This window comes from Paenibacillus sp. Soil724D2, from assembly GCF_001427935.1.
Lineage (GTDB): Bacteria > Bacillota > Bacilli > Paenibacillales > NBRC-103111 > Paenibacillus_E.
On sequence record NZ_LMRY01000059.1, the window covers coordinates 15,262 to 33,691 of the forward strand.

Genomic DNA, 18,430 nt, shown 5'->3' on the forward strand with positions numbered 1-18,430 from the left:
TTTTCCACCCCCTACCATATGCTTCGCTTGATCAGCTTCTTGCTGAGCTCATTACCAGCTACGATCAGGATGAACCCAACAAGAGAATTGAACAATCCGACCGCTGTACTAAAGCTATAATCCTGCTGACCGAGACCTTGACGATACACGAACGTACCGATGACATCACCGGACTGATATACAACAGAATTGTACATGGTCAATATTTGCTCCGTACCCGCTTCAAGCAAGTACCCCATGCGTAAAATTAAGATGAGAATGATCGTTGGCATAATACCTGGCAAAGTAATGTGGAACATTTGTTTCATGCGTCCTGCTCCGTCAATGGAAGCAGCTTCATATTGCTCCTGCTCGATACCTGCAATGGCTGCGATAAAGATAATCGCATTCCAGCCTGATTCCTTCCAACCTGCCGTAAATACCACTACACTTCGGAAGAATTGGTTGTCCAGAAAGAAGGAAATCGGCGTCCCACCGAACCACTGAATCATATTGTTCACTAAACCGCCTGATGGGGACAGGATATTAATAAACAACCCAGAAATGATCACCCACGATAAGAAATGCGGTAGAAAAATAATGGTTTGAATCGTCTTCTTGAAAAAAGCCTTTCGAACCTCATTCAAGAAAAGAGCGATGATAATCGGTACCGGAAAAAGTAGCACAATCTTGTAAATGCTGATCAACAAAGTATTCATGAAAACCTGATAAAACTCTTCGGAATGTATGAGCTTCTCGAATTGATCCAGCCCCACCCATTTACTTCCGGCAAATCCATCAAAAATGTTGAAGTCTTGAAAAGCGATAATAATCCCATACATAGGCGCATATTTGAATACAAACAGAACGAGTAATCCAGGCACTAATAATAGATATAAATCATAATTGGTTAGAATCAGCTTCCAACGGCCACTACCTTTTGTTTTGGGCTTGGTGTGAGCTTTTTGTTGTTCAAGCTCTGTTAGTGTAACACTCATGTAAGGCTCACCTCCGTGTTCTTATAGGTTCATTATATAGGTGCCCTGAAACGACTTGTAGATGGTAATATTTCTGTTTCTGGTGCAATCGTATGGTATTTAAGCAAACAAAAAGCCGACCTCTTTCTTATAGAGGCGGCTTATCTGATGAACGTTTATATGTCATTCGAACCGTAACAATGGTCCCCTCTCCGAGCGTGGAGTGAAGCTCCAGTCCATAGTCATCTCCTGCGAACAGCTTGATTCTTTCATTCACATTGTACAACCCATACGAGCTTCCTGAACCATCTGATCTCATGGTGGGACGTGGCTCTGTCAGCAGACTTTGCACAAGCTCTGGCTCCATGCCGATGCCGTCATCCGTGACGGATATGATCAGAACCCCCTCTTCTTGTCTAGCTTTGATCACAATAGATCCTGTCTTGCCCTTTGATTTTCTTATCCCGTGCAAAAGGGCATTTTCCACAATGGGCTGCAGTGTAAGCTTCGGCATTTCGATATCATCCAAGCCTTCTTCAATATCAAAATGAGTCTCAAAGCTTTTCGGAAACCGTGTTTGTTGAATTTCCAAGTAAACCTTGGCTAAATTAAGCTCATCGGTCACACTGACCAAATCTCTGCCCTTGTTTAAGCTTAACCTGAAATATTTGGCCAAACCATCGATCATCTGGCTAATATCGTGAGCATTATGTCCAATTGCAATCCAGTTGATCGTATCTAGGGTATTGTACAAGAAGTGAGGATTAATCTGCGCTTGCAAAGCCCGAAGCTGCGCTTCACGCTCCTGCACCTTCGATGTATAGGTCTCTTCCATTAAATCTCGGACCCTATGGATCAGATGGTCGACGCTTTTTTCTAGCAGGTTAAAATCGCCTTCCGACGTTCCGCTCCGTTCATCCAGCCCCTCCATGCCTTCTCGTTTTATGGCTCTTATCACCGTCTGCACTTTACGATTCATTCCGCGCACGATAAAAGCAATCAGAATAAAAACAAGAATGAGGAACAGTATCGTTATACCTGACAAAGTAGCCACACTGGAGAATTGATTCAACGAGGCCGCACGGGAGCTAATGCCATTCTTCGGCACTTCCGCAACCAACTTCCAGCCCGTCGAGCCGATCGTCGTATAGACGACATATTGCTGGGTGTTGTCCTCCGTGATGGCAGATACGCCCTCATTCTTTTGTTCTATAGCGCTAAGCACGGCGCTGGATTTCAGCTTCGTCCCAAGCAAGGATTTGTCGTTGTGCAAGACGACGGTGCCACCCGGTGCGACCATGAATACATTTTGCTCTTTGTTCAACTCGATATTGGATAGGATATTATCTATGGTTTTAGCAGCGACTTCAACAGATAGAACACCTGACAAATGATCGTAATTATCCGGATCCCGCAGCACTCTGATACCCGAGAAAATATAGCGGGAGCTCTGTACATCATCAAGAAAGTTTTCCAAGTAAGCTCCCGTCCAGACGAGATTGCCATTGGCATTCAAAACATCTGTGTACCAAGGACGGTTTTTGATGCTTTCCCACGGAAAGAAATTCACTCTCTCATGGGAAAAAAGCTTGGTTTCGTCAACATACAATCGAACGCGGAACACAATCGGATTCGTTTTGGCATTATCAACCAAAATGCGAAGTTCCTTCAAGGCATCGAGTTGATCACTATCTGATGTTGAGGTGCTTAAATACTGATGCAGCTTAGGATTCATGAGAATCGTATTCGAAATATCTCGTGCTGAATCGAATTGGTGATTTAAATTGATCTCTGCCTGCTTCAGCGTCTGAAGCATCGTTCGCGTTACTTCTTCTTCCAAAATGCGGGAGTACCTCTGCGAGTAAGCATAAAGTAATACAGAAGCAGGAATCAGGATCAACACGATGTAAGCGACCAGCCATACCCTTGCTGCAACAACGCCCTTGAAGATCATCGATACGTAGTTCCAACCTCTACTCATGAGATGCTTCATTCCCCTCTACCGTCTTTACATGAAATGATCGCGAAATGAGCTCGGCGTATGTCCCGTGTGTTTCTTAAATATTTTGCTGAAATAGCTAGGATCCGAGTAACCAACGGCATAGCAGACCTCATAAAATTTGTTGGCTGGATCTTTCAAGAGCTCCTTGGCTTTGTCCACCCGAACTTTCGTCATATATTCGTTGATGGTTTCGCCCGTCTCCTGCTTGAATAGCAGGCAAAGATAGGTTGTAGATAAGAATACTTCCTTCGCAATGTCCCCCACCTGCAGGTTTTCCGCGAATCGTTTATCGATTAGGGAGCGAATACGTTCAATGACATTTTTGGCTTTGCCATTGCGTTTCTCACCGATTCGCACACACACCTCAATGAGATGGGACTCCACAAGCCGTCTTAAATCACCTAACGTTTCTTGCTGAAAAACCTCAGCCAGAAGCTCGTTCTCTTTCTCCTCCAGCCCTTGCCTATGAACATTTAGCTCTAGCAAAATGCGGCTTGCAAGCAGCAGCAGCTGCAAGCTTAAGTTGCGCCCATACGGCATGCCTTCTGCCCGATTGCGGGAAAGAGCGCTATAAATCATGCGAAGCTCCTCCTGCACCTTGCCAGCTTCCGCAGCTTTCAGAGAAGAGATCAATCTCTCATTCTGCGCTGGATCGAAGCGGTACATGCTATCCTTACCTTGTTCCAAATTATCCATGGAGATAACCTGATTCTTACCGAGATACCATCTTTGATCAGCAGCTTCTCTTGCTTGCGAATACGACTGCGGTAAGCTGGCAAGCCTTGATATTCGTTCGCCCACGCCAATGGTCACACTAATTTTCAAATAGTTGTAGAGACTTTCGCGCACTTCATCGGCTAATGTAAACAGCAGACTTTCCTGATCTTCCTGCTCCACCAGACGAAGAATGCCTACGAACTCGCCTGTTTGATTTTCAAATACATATCCACCAATCTCTTTCTCAATAAGCTCTTGCACGATATTAAGTACAGAGTATGACAACAACTGCTGATCCCTCTCGGAACGGTTCTGCGCAACCTCAGACGCATTATCGATGCGAATCGCAATCACCCAGTATGTCGCCTCAAGCGGGAGATCAAGCCCGAGGAACGCTATGCGATCCTGTATCCGTGCGGGAAATTTGATCCCTTCCCTAATTAATGACATGAGGAATTTCTCCCGCAGCAAGGGCATGCTTTGAATGAGCTTGACCTGCATGTCCTCAATCATTTTTCGTTCCTGCTTTTCCGTTTGCAAGGTCCGAACCAAGCGTTCAACTACCACGCTCAGCTCTCCCATATTCACGGGCTTAAAAATATAATCAACCGCTTTGACTTGAAGCGCAGATTTCAAATATTCGGCATCATCATGGCCGCTCACAAAAACAATTTTGATATGAGGAAATCGTTCACTGAGTCTATTCGACATCTGAATACCATCCATATTGGGCATGCGCACATCCGTTAACACTAAATCCGGCTTCACTCGCTCGATAACCTCTAACGCAACGTCACCGTCATCCGCATCACCCACCACTTCAATCCCATAAGCATTCCAGTCAAAATAGGTACTTAGTCCAAAACGAACTGTCGGCTCGTCGTCCACAATGACTAATTTATACATCTCGTGCCGGCCTCCCTTTAGCTGCAGATCATCTTATTATATCTTGCAAAAAAGCCAAGGACATATGAGAATCTTATGATTTCTGGTTCTATATTCACTTGAATTCAGAAAAAACACGGCCATTTGCAGGCGCTGATGTTGTACTCCCAACAAAAAAATCACCTTGAATACGAATGTGTTCAAAAGGCAGCGTCGGATTGGCAATACGCCACAGCATCCGGTCGGCAGCACGATAACCGGTCTCTCGGATCGAAAGGAGCGGTCGGGTGAACGATGGCAGAGATTCCGATTGTTCATTCAGAAATCCAACCAAGGACACGTCCTCAGGCACTCGCCACTGAAGCTCGTTACATAACTCATGTACAACCGGAACTTCATGATCAATTCCACAAATGATGGCGCTTGGCGTAAAGTGTTCCAGTTGTTGCTGCAGCTCTTCACGCCACTGCGCTTGGTTGGTCCGTTCACCGATGGAATGCATAGAAGGGTCAATCTCGACACCGAGCATATTCATCGCGTGACAAAAGGCTTGCCAGCGTAAAATAAAGCCACGCTGCAAATGGATATCTCCCACGTACATCATTCGCTCATGCCCGAGGCTTCGCAGATAGGTTACCGCCTGAAACGTAGCTTCGTAAACATCCCAGATCACGCTGTCTATTTTCACTCCTGGAGGAGGAAAGCTTAGTAATATTCGTGGCAGCTGCAGCCCAAACAGAGCGGGCTCCCATGCCTTAGGCACAATGCTTGGAGCTATGAAAATGCCGTCCGCATAGGCCATTCCGCTTTCTTCGATCCAATCGTTCATATGTTCCTTCTTGATCTTTTGCGGCAGCATGAGCAGCTCGATTCGGTGGCCGAAGGAAAAGAAACGATCTTGAAGTCCTTGAAGCAATAGCCGATTGTAGGCTACTGATTCTGCGGTTTGCACCAAAAGGAAGCGCTTCCGTTCATTCGGATAAGGAGCGATGCGATCGAGCCTCAGGCTGCGAATCTGATCCATTGTATAATACCCCAGCTTCTCGGCCGTGTGGACAATAAGCTGTCTGGTTGCTTCTGACATGCCGGATTTTCCTTTTAGCGCTTTGGACACGGTCTGTACAGTTAACCCAAGCTCCTTGGCAATCGTTTTTAAAGTAACCTGCTTGCGGGTAGGCATATAGGGCTGCACCTCGATATATAGTAGTCCGGATATGTTATTCGTTTAGTTATCATATCACGTCCTTTTTTTTGATTAAACTAAAATTAAACTAGTTCCTCCATGACAGAAACCTATAATGAAAGCAATGACACTCAACACTGAGCTTTTGCAAATGATTACAAATGCAGATGAGTACAAATGCAAATGATTACAACTGCTGATAAGTACAAATGCAAATGAATACAAATCCAGTTTTGCTGAAGCAAAACTCTTAGGAGGAACATCCACATGACGAAGTTGAATATGCAAACCGTTACGATCCCATCGCAAAACCTACCTGTTAGCTATACCCCGGACGTGGTTATCGTTGGAGGCGGCGCATCCGGCATTGCAGCAGCTATTGCTTCAGCCCGCAATGGTGCTAATACGTTATTAATTGAGCAAAGAGGCTACTTGGGCGGGATGGGGACAGCGGCTCTAGTTCCTGCCTTCTGCCCTTATACCGATGGTGAGAAGCCGGTCATCCGCGGCATCGGGCTTGATCTACTCGAGAAGATGAAGCATGCTGCCGGTGATGACTTTATGCGACGTTACAAGGAACAGTTGGACTGGGTTCCAATCGATGTAGAAACGCTTAAGCGCGTATATGACGCAGAAGTACAGTCCAGCGGAGCGAAGGTGCTGTTTCATACGGTAGCGGATCAGGTACTGCTGGATGGCGATCGGATATCCGGGCTAGTCATCAGCAATAAATCCGGACGGTCTGTCGTCCAAGCCAAACTATACATCGATGCTTCCGGAGATGCGGATCTTGCTGCGCTTGCAGGCGTTCACTTTCAAGTTGGTGGAGAGCACGGAGAGCTTCAACCTGGTACTATGTGCTATGTCGTTACCGGTGCGGATAAAGCACGTTATGAGCAGTTTCTCCAAGATACGGGCGAGCATAAGCAGCTGGAAAACCTCGTTATTGAAGCGCAGCGAAACGGCGACCTCCCGGAGGGACGCAAGCGGATATCAGGCATGGCCTGGATTTCCGATTCAATCGTCGGCTTTAATTTTGGTCATATCTTCGACATTGACGGCACGAAAGCGGAGGATTTGACACGTGCCGCGATCGAGGGCCGGAAGCTAATCGACACGCAGATCCGGTTTTTACGCAAATATGTGCCAGGTTTTGAGCATATCTTCCTCGTTCATTCCGGCGACCAGATCGGCATACGCGAAACACGCCGAATACAGGGCGACTACACCCTTGTTGTCGAAGACTTCTTGTCGATGCGGACATTCGAAGACGATATCGCACGCAATTCTTACTTTATCGATATCCATTTGGCAAACGCCAATAGCACCATGACGATCAAGCATCTGCCTAAAGGCAAATCTCATGGCGTACCTTATCGCTGCATGCTTCCGCAAGGCAAATCGAATCTAATCGTAGCCGGACGCTCCGTCTCGTCCGATCGCCCTGTGCAAGGCTCGCTTCGCGTCATGCCTAACTGCTTTGCCATGGGAGAGGCCGCAGGTACCGCGGCAGCTATGGCAAGCTTCGCTGGCATTGGTTTCCGCGAGGTTCCGATTCTAGAACTGCAGAACAAGCTGATCGCGCAGGGTGCATGGCTTGGAGAACGGCCGGGTAAAGCTGATGCGGATCAAACCGTTGCCGTAGGTGCCGTTACGTTTGATGAAGAATGTTAATGTAGGGAGTGTTACTGAAATGCAAAATAAGTGGGTAGGAAAAACCTGGGGAACACTCGGTGACAGTATTACAGAAGCAGGCGGATATCAGCCTCTCATTCAGTCTGCTCTAGGCTTTTCGAGCGTCATCAATTATGGGAAAAGCGGTTGTTCGATGACTGCGGGAGGCGACCGCGACTACGGGGCCACGACGCATGTAGGTAAAACGATTGATGCTTCCTTGGATTGCGTCACCATCTTCGCGGGAGTGAATGATTTTCGCTTGGATAAACCTATTGGCGACATCGGTTCGAACGATATTTATACATTTTACGGAGCTTATACGACCCTTATCGAAGATATTTTGACGAAGAATCCACGCTGCCGCCTAAGCTTGTGGACACCGCTGCAGCGGGATAAAGATGGATATGACATCTTCTACATCAACGCTGCCGGGCACCGTTTATCCGATTATGCCGAAGCCATTAAGCATATTGGTCGTCTGTACGCTCTCCCTGTTCTAAATCTCTATGAACAAAGCGGGCTTAATAAGCTGACGCTGCCCCTTTTTACTTCAGATGGCTTGCATCCGAATGAGTTAGGGCATCGGCGCATTGCGGATATGGCGATCCCCTTTTTATTAAGTTTGTGAAAAAGCCGTTCTCAGGTTCATATTGTTAAAAGATGGCTCCTGTATTCGGCATTCGCCGGGAGTCATCTTTTTTATGTCCATTGATAGTGATCGCTATTTGACATAGCTCCAAAATTCGATTTTAGTTTAATGTCGCTCAGCAGCTTCGATGGGCTTCCGTGTATACCAATGTTGTAGTTTGTACAACATTTCACACGCTTAAAGGCTATTTTGCAAGTAAGAGTTGTTGTTTGTACAACAATTCGAACCCATTTTTCGCGAAATGGCATGTATGGGGCTAAATTGTTGTACATTATGCAACATCGAGGGGAGAGAGGCGGGATCTAGGAAGAAATTGTTGCATTTTCTACAACATCATTCGACCGAGAATGTGGATTCATTCCTTTACTCACACATTAAAACCTTACCCTCCCACCCTACTCCAACTTTTCCCACGTGTATTCCTCAAGCGGCAATCCCACAAGCTATGGAAATAATCCTTCCTCTTTATATTTAGACATCTTGTCCCGCAGCGTACGTTCGCCGATATCCAGCATATCGGCTGTTTTGCGGCGGTTTCCGCCAAGCTCACGAAGCGTTGCCAATATGAGCTTTCTCTCCGCCTCTAGGGCGGTATCGCCCACATAAACGGGAACGAGCCGACCGTCTGCCATTTGCCCGCGCTGAGGCTGAAGATCCATCGGCATATCTCGGATCGTCAAATGTTCGCCGTCCGCGAGTGCGATAGAACGCTCGATTATGTTTTGAAGCTCCCGCACGTTGCCGGGAAAAGGATAGTCGTTCAGCAGATTGAGCGCTTCCTGCGAGATACCTTTTATTTGCTTGGACATTTTTCCGCCGATTTTATCCATGAAATGACGGATTAGCAGCGGAATATCTTCCTTGCGCTCGCGGAGCGGCGGAACCTGGATCGGAATGACGTTCAACCGATAATACAAATCTTCTCTGAACTTGCCCTGCTGCACTTCTTTCTTCAAATCCCGGTTCGTCGCGGCAATGATCCGAACATCGATCCGCTTCTCCTTATGCCCTCCGATTGGCGTCACCGTCTTCTCCTGCAGCACCCGCAGCAGCTTGCTTTGCAACCCGATATCGAGCTCACCGATTTCGTCGAGAAACAAGGTGCCCCCATCTGCTGTCTCGAATATGCCAGCTTTGCGTACATTCGCGCCTGTAAATGCGCCTTTTTCATAGCCGAACAGCTCAGACTCCATCAAGTTGGCAGGAATGGCGGCGCAATTTATCGTGGAAAACACCTGCTCTCGCCGCTCCCCAGCAAAATGGACGGCACGGGCGACCAGTTCTTTTCCCGTCCCGCTTTCCCCCAGGATCAGTATGCCAGAATCGATGTTCTTCACTTTATCGATAAGAGCAAACACATGCTTCATCCGATCGCTTTCGCCGATCAAACCGTGCACGTCGTAGACTTTGCGGATTTCTCCATCAAGCCATTCCACCCTCGATTGAAGGTGATATTGCTCCTGCGCTCTGCCGCACAACACCTTGAGCTCCTCCATATCGATCGGCTTCTGCACGTAATAAAACGCGCCGAGCTTCATCGCCTCGACAGCGGAAGCAATGCTGCCGTACGCGGTCATCATGATGACGACCGTCTTAGGCGACAGTTGCTTGACCGTCCGCAGCACCTCGATGCCGTCCCTCATACCGATTCGCAGATCCAAGAGCACGATCGCAAAAGAAAGATGCGCGAACAAAGCGACCGCCTCGTCAGGATCAACGGACGTATACACTTGATAATCGTCTTCCAAAATAAACGACAACGATTTGCAGATCGAGATTTCATCATCAATAATAAGTAAATTTGGTTTATGCATGTCCGCTCTCCCCCTGCTCGCCCGGTAGTTTCAGCGTCACCTTGGTTCCGGTTCCCTTCTTGCTCTCCACTTCGATCCCCCCGTTGTTCTCGGCCATCAGTCGGTAGCATATCGACAGCCCAAGTCCGACCCCTCCGGCTTTTCGCGTAAAAAAAGGTTCGTAAATGTTGGCCATATCCCGAGGATCGATGCCTTCGCCGGTATCTTCAATCGTCATCATGACATGAGAACCATCGCTGTAAGCCGTTATCTGCAGCTTTCCGCCATTCTCCATCGCATCGATCGCATTTTTGAACAAATTGATCAGCACCTGCTTGATTTGCTGGGCATCGGCCCAAACAGCGCAAGACTCCGGCACTTCAAGCTGGACGACGATCCGTTGTTTCTCCAACAGCTGATGGAACAGCAGTACGACGGCTTGAACGGTTTCACCGATAGGAAAAGTCGTTTTCTCAGGCGGCTTGTCACGCGCGAAGTCCAGCAGTTCGCCGACGATCCGGTTCAAACGCATCACTTCCCCAGTTACGTGCTGCGCAAAAAACTCACGGTATTCCTTGTTTTCGTATTTGGTTGGCAGGAGCTGGGCATAGGATAAAATGGACGTAATCGGGTTGCGGATTTCGTGGGCAATCCCTGCGACTAATTGGCCTAACGATTGCATCCTATCTTTACGCGCAAGCTCGTCCAGTGTTTTTTTATAAGTGTCGACACGCTTCTTCAATTCTTTCTTCAAAGTAAAATTCCACCATAAAAATATGAGCAGTACACAAGTTATGGCAACCAAGCCGATGATAACATAAGTAAGCATGCCGCGGATATTACGAGGCGACGGATAAATGTATTCACCGAACCATTTGCGTTCGATTTTCGGATACGTACCATTTGTTTTGATTTTCCGCAGCCCTACGTTGATCGGCTCAAGCAGCTGTTCGTTTCGCTTCAGAACGACCATGCCATAGTTGGTAGGCGAAATCGGATCTCCGACGAGCTTCACCTTGTCCTGCTGACCATCCGATTGCAGCAAATATTGACCGGTAATTTGATTGCCGATAAAAGCGTCCACTTTGTGATCCAGCAGCATCTGGATTGCTTCTTTCTGATTTTCCCCAGCAAGTACGACGGCATTAGGAAGCCGTTGCAACGCTTCCCCGCTAATATCGCCTTCCTGTACGGCTATTTTCCGGTGCTGCAAGTCATTAAGCGAGAACACGGAATAATTGTCCTTCAACACGAAGATCGCCTGCGTACTTGTAAAATACGGTTCGGAGTAAGCGTATAGCGACGCACGCTCCTTGCTGTATTTCATCCCTTGGATGGCATCCACCCGACCCGCTTCCAGCGCTTTTAATGCTTCGCTCCATGGCATCGGATAGAACTCGAATGTAATCCCGGTTTCGATGGAAAGCGCGTTCATCATATCGACGTTAAAACCTTGAAATGTACCGTTGACCTCGAATTCGAACGGTGGAAACCAATTATCGCCGGCAACGCGAATCACTTGCCGCATCTCGGATGGCGTATCATCGGCGGCGCCCACGAAAAACGGGAAGCAAAAGGTCGCCGCAAACATAGCAAACGCTATACAGAGAAGTGGAATGCCAGTACCAAGACCATCTTTGCGCATTATCCTTTCATCCCCCCTCTATCATAGATAGTCAGTATTATATCTCAATTCGCGAAATTTCACGATTAACCCCACTTCAAAGCAACCCCAATAATCTACGTTAAATACCCCCTCATCGTTTTATTAAAATAAGTTGTTACATTTGTAACAAACCCAACTTCGCTAACAATATGAAAATAGTGAAATCTACCATGAGAAATAACGTTACTAGTATCATTCACTAGACATATCTTATATTAACGCCGTTTAAGGGAGGTGAAAAAAATGGCTTTTAATCCAGATGGAAATTCATTTATATCATATCCTATTAGCCAAGGACCTGGCGTAAGTAAAGGTTATTACTCATCGCAAATACCAGGTTTAACCGCATTGGTGCTCGTGGAGAATGACAGCGCCGACATTACCTTGACCGTACAAGTGCTAACTTACTTCGGGGATAACTTTAGTTTCGAAGTCCTCCCAGGAAGCACCTACTCCTTCAATATCAATAGCATTCAGCTTATTGGCATTCTCAGTAGTTCGGGAACGGGAATAGCTGCAGGAACATTAGCTCTTTTTCCTTCTTTTGGATTCCCCTTATTCTCTAATTCACGTACAGTACAAGGGTAAGACTTTTGTCTGGGCTCGTTCGGCAATAGAGTCAGCCAGTTTATTCTGGTTGACTTTTCTTACATAGGTGATCTTCATTATAGTTCATTAAACAATTAAGCATTGTGGTGGTTCAAATGGCGGCGAAATCCACCGCAGCGGCAAAAACTGCCGCTTTTGTCTCTCCTAACACGTCCTCTCGTTTTTCCCACTTAAATTTAAAAACTCTTGCAAACACTCGTATTTTTCTCTCTATCAAATGGTTGGCATGATATTTGCTTATTAAAGAGATATGCAGTATCTATTAAATTATAATGGGGGAAAAAACAATGACTCACCAAACGAAAAAAGTAATGATTCTCGCGATTCTTTGCGTACTAACGATTCTTGCAACCGCTTGCGGTGGAGGGAAAGCGAATCCGGCACCAAGCGAACAGGCCAAAACGGCAAATGCACCCGCGAACGCCAGCACGGACGAAGTACTGCAAAAGATCGCAAAGAACAAAACCCTTACAGTCGGAACGGATGCGACTTTCAAGCCGTTCGAATACAAATCAGGCGACAAATATGATGGTTTCGACATCGAGCTCATTCAAGCGGTTGCCAAAGAACTTGGTGCGGATAAAGTGGATTTCGTCGATACGGAATTCAAGGGGCTGATTCCAGGCTTGCAAGCCAAGAAATTCGACTTGATCGTTTCCGCCATGTACATTACCGACGAACGCAAACAGACAATTGACTTCTCCGAAACATACTACCCGGGCGGTCTGACGATCATGCTCAAAAAGGACAATGACAAGATTAAAGGCATCGAAGATTTGAAAGGTAAGAAAGTAGCTGTGCAAATCGGCACCAAATCCGTCAAATTCTTAGAAGAGAACCACAAGGACATACCGCTGGTGAAGGTCGAGAAGAACACCGAAATGTTTCTGGAGCTCGAGACCGGCAAAGTGGAAGCAGTGGTAACAGGTGGACCTGCTGCCAAGACGTACGCTAAAGAAAAAGGCACAGTGAAGGTCCTGCCTAAAGAACTGACGCAAGAATATTACGGGTACGGTATCCGCAAAGATAATCCGGAATTCCAGAAAGCCGTTAACGAAGCACTCGTGAAAGTAAAAGCGAATGGCAAATACAACGAAATCGTCAAAAAATGGTTCGAATAACAGGAAATGAGGGTTGACCATGCAGCATCTTGATTTTAGCATCCTGGCGGAATGGCAATACATTCGTCTCCTTCTGAAATCGTTATGGTATACGGTCGCTTACACGCTAGCAGGGTTTACGCTTAGCATCGTGGTCGGAACGATCGTTTCGTTTGGGCAGATGGCCAAAAACAGACCGATAAGATACTTGTCCCTCGCCTATCTTTCCTGGTTCCGGGGAACGCCGCTGCTCGTCCAGCTTTTCCTCTTATACTACGGCTTGCCGATTCTGTTCGGTATCGATACGGTCCCGTGGGTGTCCGGCATTATCGCCTTGGCGATGTACGGCGGCGCTTACTCGTCGCAAATCATCCGCAGCACGATCCAATCAATCGACCGGGGACAGATGGAGGCCGGACGATCCATCGGCTTCTCCTACGCGCAAACAATGCGGAAGATCATCATTCCGCAAGCCATTATCCGGATGCTGGCACCGATGACCAACGAGCTGATTTCGCTGACCAAAAACTCGTCGCTGCTGTCCACGATCACGGTGGTGGAGCTGTTCCGGCAGGCGAACATCCTAATCGCCGATACGTACAAGACGCTGGAATTTCTGATTGCTGTCGCCATTCTTTATTACGTGGTCAACAACATTATCGGACTCATCGGGATGAAGCTGGAGAAACGTCTGAGCACAGGAGATGACATGCGATGATACGAATTAACGGCTTACACAAAATGTTCGGCAGCAACCATGTGCTGCGGGGTGTGGAGCTTCAGGTGAATCGCGGGGAAGTCGTGGTCATCCTCGGACCGTCCGGTTCGGGAAAAAGCACTCTGCTGCGCTGCGTCAACTATTTGGAGACGTTCGAAGAAGGGAATGTGTTCATCGAAGGAAAGGCGATCGGCCGCATAACGGCCGGCGGACATTCCCGGGAGATGCCGCAAAGCGAATTGAATGCGATGAGGCAGAAAGTTGGAATGGTTTTTCAATCGTTCAACCTTTACCCGCACATGACGGTGCTGCAGAACATCACGCTGGCTCCAATTTCATTACGCGGCATGCACAAAGAGGTAGCGGAACTTCTGGCACTCGAACTGCTCCGCAAAGTTGGTTTGGAGGAAAAGGCGAATGCCCGTCCATCGAGTCTCTCCGGCGGCCAAAAGCAACGCGTTGCGATTGCCCGCGCACTTGCCATGAAGCCGAAGGTGATGCTGTTCGACGAACCTACATCTGCTCTCGATCCGGAAACGGTGGGAGAAGTGCTTCAGGTCATGCGCAATCTGGCGCAGGAAGGCATGACGATGATCATCGTGACGCACGAGATGGGATTCGCCCGCGACGTGGCCGATCGGGTTGTCGTGATGGATGGCGGCGTTATTCTCGAAGAAGGAGCGCCTTCGACCATTTTTACGAATCCGTCTCATCCGCGTACGCAAACATTTTTGAGCCAAGTGCTGCAAAACAAATAATCCGAGGCCAGCGACGGCTTCGATTCCAGATTGGAGGCATACATGATGAACCAAATCCCTTATTTACAGCGGCCAAGTCTCGTTTATACGCCCGGTCAAGGAGATCCCAACGTGACCCGGCTCAGCGATTGGATCACCGAATGGGACGGCGCCGAATTGTTTCACGCGGCAATTATCGGTGCGCCGCTTTCGAAGAGCTCGATCAGCTTCTCCGGCGCTCATATGCATCCGACCGTATTCCGCCAGTTATTCAGCGCGTTCACGACTTATAACTTCGAAGACGATTTGGATCTGCTGCCGCTACTCGTCCGCGACCTCGGCGACATTATCATGCATACGACCGATATTCCGCTATGCCACCAGCATATTGAACGGGCCTTCGAAGAAGTGGCGAAAAGGCTCCCCACCGCCGTTCCGTGTTTGGTCGGCGGCGACCATTCGATCACGTATCCAGCGCTGACCGGTCTACAACGCGCCCGCGGGGAACGGATCGGGTTGATCCAATTCGACGCCCATCTCGATGTGCGGGACACAGCTTCCGGCGGGAGATCGAACGGGACTCCCGTTCGCAGCCTTATGGAAACCGGAGTCTTGCGGGGCGAGGACGTCGTGACCATCGGGCTCCGCAGCTTCGCCAACTCCAAGCAGTACCGCACCTACGCCGAACAACAGGGTGTTACCCTATATACGGCAAAGCAGGTCAGAGAACGCAGCATTCAGACGATTCTAGAAGAAGCGATCTCCAAGCTTAAGCAGAACGTCGATGTGGTATACGCCACGTTCGACATCGATGTACTCGATCAGTCGGATGTGCCTGGGGTGCCAGCGATCGGACCAGGCGGCCTTTCCCCGCTCGACTTGTTTTATTGTGCGGAGGTGCTCGGGGCGTGGGACCGCGTCATCGCTATGGACATGGTTTGCGTGGACCCGAACCGAGATACACGAGACCGGACGACGCGGATTAGCATGCACGTACTTTTATACTTTTTAACCGGATTGGCCAAGCGGCTCAAGCTTACACCGGGCCATGTCTGACGCAACTAAATGCTTCACCATCGCCTTGCTCACCTTCTACCGGAAGGAGCTGGCATGCAAAAAGACACCTGTACGGTGTCTTTTTGTTTTTAGAACTTAGGGGTTCATAAATTCGCAAAAGCTAAAAAGCCCAGCAATGGCACGATCCAGAGCAGCGGGATACAGTTCCAGATTAGCGAAGCCTTATACCTTCGGCGGGAAAAAAGAATCCATCCCGCAATTAGCGCGCCAAGAAGTCCTAACGGGTAAATGACAATATAAGAAAAAATCAGCCAAGTCGTCACATCATTTACCGCATCAGGATGGTCGAACATCATGACCGACATTCCGGCTACAAACAGCCATACAATTACAAACAAGACGTACACGATTTGTGACACGATCAGTGTCCAAAGCGTTTTTTTGCGATTCATCCGTTTTACCCCTTTTATACTGGTATTAGTTACCTTATCTATATTTCGACATCATTTTCAAAAACCCCTACTAGAATTACAGCAATCAGAACCATACACGACCTGGGTGAATATCATGCTGTTGTAAAAACGATTGGAGGATGGCTATGTACCCGAAATATCCATATTACGGCTATGAAACAAAGTGCGAAAATAAACCCGTTACCTTTCCGCCGCAGCATCAGGACAGACAACCGGGCTTGGAATACTTAATGGTTCCAACGCCTATATCAGACAATCCACAGTATGTTGGGAGTGGGAAATTACATGGCAAGGTTGCTATTATTACAGGGGGCGACAGCGGAATCGGGAGAGCTGTGGCTATCGGTTTTGCCAAAGAGGGCGCGGATGTGGTTATTCCTTACCTTTACGAGCATGAAGACGCCAATGCAACGTTGGAAATGGTATCGAGCTATGGCCGACGCTGCCTTCCGATTGCTGGGGACTTAAGAGACGAGGCGTTCTCCAATGAAATCGTGCAAAAAACGTTGGAACTCTTTGGGAGGATCGATGTTCTGGTGTTGAATCAGGGCGTTCAGTTTCCCCAAGAGAGCATCCTGAATATCAGTACCCAGCAGCTCGAGGATACGTTCCGTACGAATATTTTCCCGATGTTCTTTATGACCAAAGCCGCGCTTCCCTATTTGCAGCCAGGTAGCTCGATCATCAGCACGGCATCTGTGACCGCATACGCTGGGGCGCCTCTGCTTGTAGATTACTCATCGACCAAAGGCGCAGTTGTATCATTTACCCGCTCGCTTTCGCTTCAGCTAGTGAAACAAGGTATCCGGGTGAATGCGGTAGCTCCGGGTCCGATCTGGACTCCGCTAATTGTTTCAAGCTACTCCGCAGAATACGTAAAAACATTCGGCTTAGAGACACCAATGCGTCGTGCGGGTCAGCCGTTCGAGCTTGCTCCGACGTATATTTACTTGGCATCGGATGATTCCTCTTTTGTTACCGGACAGGTGCTGCATGTAAACGGAGGCGTTATGACTGAGACTTGAAAGAAAACCCCGGATATTTGACGACCGGCCACTCTTCCTTGCGCAGCGCATCCAATAATTCAGGCCCAACATGCAAATTGCCTCTAACCAGGTGGCGAGGGGTAAGCGCCATCCATTGATTTAGAGACACATCAACAAATCGGTCGCTCTTGAACATCTCCAAAAACCATAACGTTTGATTACCGGTATTCTGAATATAGTGCCCAGTAGCAAATGGTACATAACCGACATCACCAGCTCTATAATCAAATGTTCGGGCTGTACCATTACCAGCAAATACTGTCATTCGCCCCTGTCCGGTGAGGTAATACTGCCACTCGTCGTTATTCGGATGCCAATGTAGTTCTCTCATTGCACCAGGTTCAATCTCAACAAGCGCCGCCGCGATATTTTTAGAAATAGGAAAATTAGAAGAGTCCACGATTCGTACGCTGCCGCCAGGTGTTTTGATTGGTGCTTGCGCTAGCAGCTGATGCTTGAAGCTATGAAGGGTGGTTCCATAAGGGGACTGCACCCTCTCACTTTCAAGCGGACCAGGAACCTTGTCTTGATAAATATAGACCTGCCCGGAAGGAATGTTGTTAAAGGCACTCATAGGGACTCCAAAATTGGCCGACAGTACATCTTTGGGTGTATGTGCAAACCAATCGGAGATCGATAAGGTGTTAAGGTCGGAAAAATTACCGTCATCGAAGACGAGCAGGAATTCACAGTGTTCCAACCCCTGAATGGAATGTGGCAGTCCCGGAGGAAAGTACCACAGGTCGCCCGGGCCAACGTCGGCAATAAAATTTCGCCCCTCAGAATCGATTGACGTAATTCGTGCTCGACCTACTATCATATAGGCCCATTCTGCTTGTTGATGCCAATGTAATTCCCGGACACCACCGGGCGTCAAGCTCATATTTACACCTGCAAGCGTGGTCGCAATGGGGAGTTCCCTGACGGTGATTTCCCGTGACCACCCTCCGTGACTTAATGTCATAGAAGTATCTGAGAATGAAAATTTCATGTTAGGGAGCAAGCCAGAATCCGTTACAGGCGGAACCAGCATGTCAGGGTTTTCAATATCCCTCATAACATCCCGGGGACCGGTATCCATCCCTCCCGCGCCGTCACTTCGGATGGGCTGAGGCACATTTCCGTACATACCTTGATTCCGTCTCGGAATTTCCATTTCATTAACTCCTCTCATTGGATGGCATTCTTTGCATACTCATTCT

General features: G+C 48.0%; 16 protein-coding genes. 8 read left to right on the forward strand and 8 right to left on the reverse strand.

Annotated elements, in window-relative coordinates:
- Positions 1 to 11: 11 nt before the first annotated feature.
- From ASG85_RS33640 to ASG85_RS33655, 4 genes are all read right to left on the reverse strand, one after another.
- Positions 12 to 977 carry an ABC transporter permease gene (locus tag ASG85_RS33640; protein WP_082588338.1) on the reverse strand — a complete coding sequence of 322 codons (966 nt, stop codon included), beginning with the start codon at positions 975 to 977 and terminating at the stop codon, positions 12 to 14.
- A 127-nt stretch (positions 978 to 1,104) separates the two neighbouring features.
- On the reverse strand, positions 1,105 to 2,937 hold the full coding sequence (locus ASG85_RS33645; protein WP_060649135.1) for a sensor histidine kinase: 1,833 nt from the start codon (positions 2,935 to 2,937) through the stop codon (positions 1,105 to 1,107).
- Between the two features lie 27 nt (positions 2,938 to 2,964).
- Positions 2,965 to 4,581, reverse strand: a complete 1,617-nt coding sequence (locus ASG85_RS33650) for a response regulator (protein WP_060649136.1) — start codon at positions 4,579 to 4,581, stop codon at positions 2,965 to 2,967.
- Between the two features lie 94 nt (positions 4,582 to 4,675).
- Entirely contained in the window at positions 4,676 to 5,740 is a 1,065-nt protein-coding gene (locus ASG85_RS33655; protein WP_060649137.1) for a LacI family DNA-binding transcriptional regulator, read from the reverse strand.
- A 270-nt stretch (positions 5,741 to 6,010) separates the two neighbouring features.
- Here ASG85_RS33655 and ASG85_RS33660 point away from each other — a divergent pair, with 270 nt between their 5' ends.
- Together ASG85_RS33660 and ASG85_RS33665 are read left to right on the forward strand one after the other, a co-directional pair.
- Complete coding sequence (locus ASG85_RS33660) at positions 6,011 to 7,417, forward strand: FAD-dependent oxidoreductase (RefSeq protein ID WP_063860464.1); 1,407 nt, start codon at positions 6,011 to 6,013, stop codon at positions 7,415 to 7,417.
- Between the two features lie 19 nt (positions 7,418 to 7,436).
- On the forward strand, positions 7,437 to 8,048 hold the full coding sequence (locus ASG85_RS33665; RefSeq protein WP_162257306.1) for an SGNH/GDSL hydrolase family protein: 612 nt from the start codon (positions 7,437 to 7,439) through the stop codon (positions 8,046 to 8,048).
- 464 nt (positions 8,049 to 8,512) lie between these two features.
- Here the strand turns inward: ASG85_RS33665 and ASG85_RS33670 are convergent, their stop codons facing one another.
- Together ASG85_RS33670 and ASG85_RS33675 are read right to left on the reverse strand one after the other, a co-directional pair.
- Entirely contained in the window at positions 8,513 to 9,883 is a 1,371-nt protein-coding gene (locus ASG85_RS33670) for a sigma-54-dependent transcriptional regulator (protein WP_060649139.1), read from the reverse strand.
- The gene (locus tag ASG85_RS33675) at positions 9,876 to 11,507 is read right to left on the reverse strand and encodes a transporter substrate-binding domain-containing protein (protein WP_060649140.1); all 1,632 of its coding nucleotides are present in this window, start codon (positions 11,505 to 11,507) and stop codon (positions 9,876 to 9,878) included. Before ASG85_RS33675 ends, ASG85_RS33670 begins: the two co-directional genes overlap by 8 nt.
- 264 nt (positions 11,508 to 11,771) lie before the next feature.
- Here ASG85_RS33675 and ASG85_RS33680 point away from each other — a divergent pair, with 264 nt between their 5' ends.
- The 5 genes from ASG85_RS33680 (at position 11,772) to ASG85_RS33700 (ending at position 15,748) form a co-directional block, all read left to right on the forward strand.
- Positions 11,772 to 12,116 (forward strand): hypothetical protein, encoded by a 345-nt coding sequence (locus ASG85_RS33680; protein ID WP_060649141.1) that lies wholly within the window; start codon positions 11,772 to 11,774, stop codon positions 12,114 to 12,116.
- A gap of 308 nt (positions 12,117 to 12,424) precedes the next feature.
- Positions 12,425 to 13,258: a transporter substrate-binding domain-containing protein gene (locus ASG85_RS33685; RefSeq protein WP_060649142.1), complete on the forward strand. Its 834-nt coding sequence runs from the start codon at positions 12,425 to 12,427 to the stop codon at positions 13,256 to 13,258.
- A gap of 19 nt (positions 13,259 to 13,277) precedes the next feature.
- Complete coding sequence (locus tag ASG85_RS33690; RefSeq protein ID WP_060649143.1) at positions 13,278 to 13,955, forward strand: amino acid ABC transporter permease; 678 nt, start codon at positions 13,278 to 13,280, stop codon at positions 13,953 to 13,955.
- Entirely contained in the window at positions 13,952 to 14,713 is a 762-nt protein-coding gene (locus ASG85_RS33695; protein ID WP_057301998.1) for an amino acid ABC transporter ATP-binding protein, read from the forward strand. Before ASG85_RS33690 ends, ASG85_RS33695 begins: the two co-directional genes overlap by 4 nt.
- Positions 14,714 to 14,755: 42 nt before the next feature.
- Positions 14,756 to 15,748, forward strand: coding sequence for an agmatinase family protein (locus ASG85_RS33700; RefSeq protein ID WP_235550277.1), 993 nt, complete (start codon positions 14,756 to 14,758; stop codon positions 15,746 to 15,748).
- A gap of 104 nt (positions 15,749 to 15,852) precedes the next feature.
- Here the strand turns inward: ASG85_RS33700 and ASG85_RS33705 are convergent, their stop codons facing one another.
- Positions 15,853 to 16,161, reverse strand: a complete 309-nt coding sequence (locus ASG85_RS33705; RefSeq protein WP_060649145.1) for a hypothetical protein — start codon at positions 16,159 to 16,161, stop codon at positions 15,853 to 15,855.
- A 146-nt stretch (positions 16,162 to 16,307) separates the two neighbouring features.
- Here ASG85_RS33705 and ASG85_RS33710 point away from each other — a divergent pair, with 146 nt between their 5' ends.
- A complete protein-coding gene (locus ASG85_RS33710) occupies positions 16,308 to 17,207 on the forward strand; it encodes an SDR family oxidoreductase (RefSeq protein ID WP_057302001.1) in 900 nt (299 codons plus the stop codon).
- On the opposite strand, the gene ASG85_RS33715 is transcribed toward ASG85_RS33710, so the two are convergent.
- Positions 17,191 to 18,384 carry an oxalate decarboxylase family bicupin gene (locus ASG85_RS33715; protein ID WP_057302002.1) on the reverse strand — a complete coding sequence of 398 codons (1,194 nt, stop codon included), beginning with the start codon at positions 18,382 to 18,384 and terminating at the stop codon, positions 17,191 to 17,193. The two genes, ASG85_RS33710 and ASG85_RS33715, sit on opposite strands and share 17 nt — an antisense overlap.
- Positions 18,385 to 18,430 lie beyond the last annotated feature (46 nt).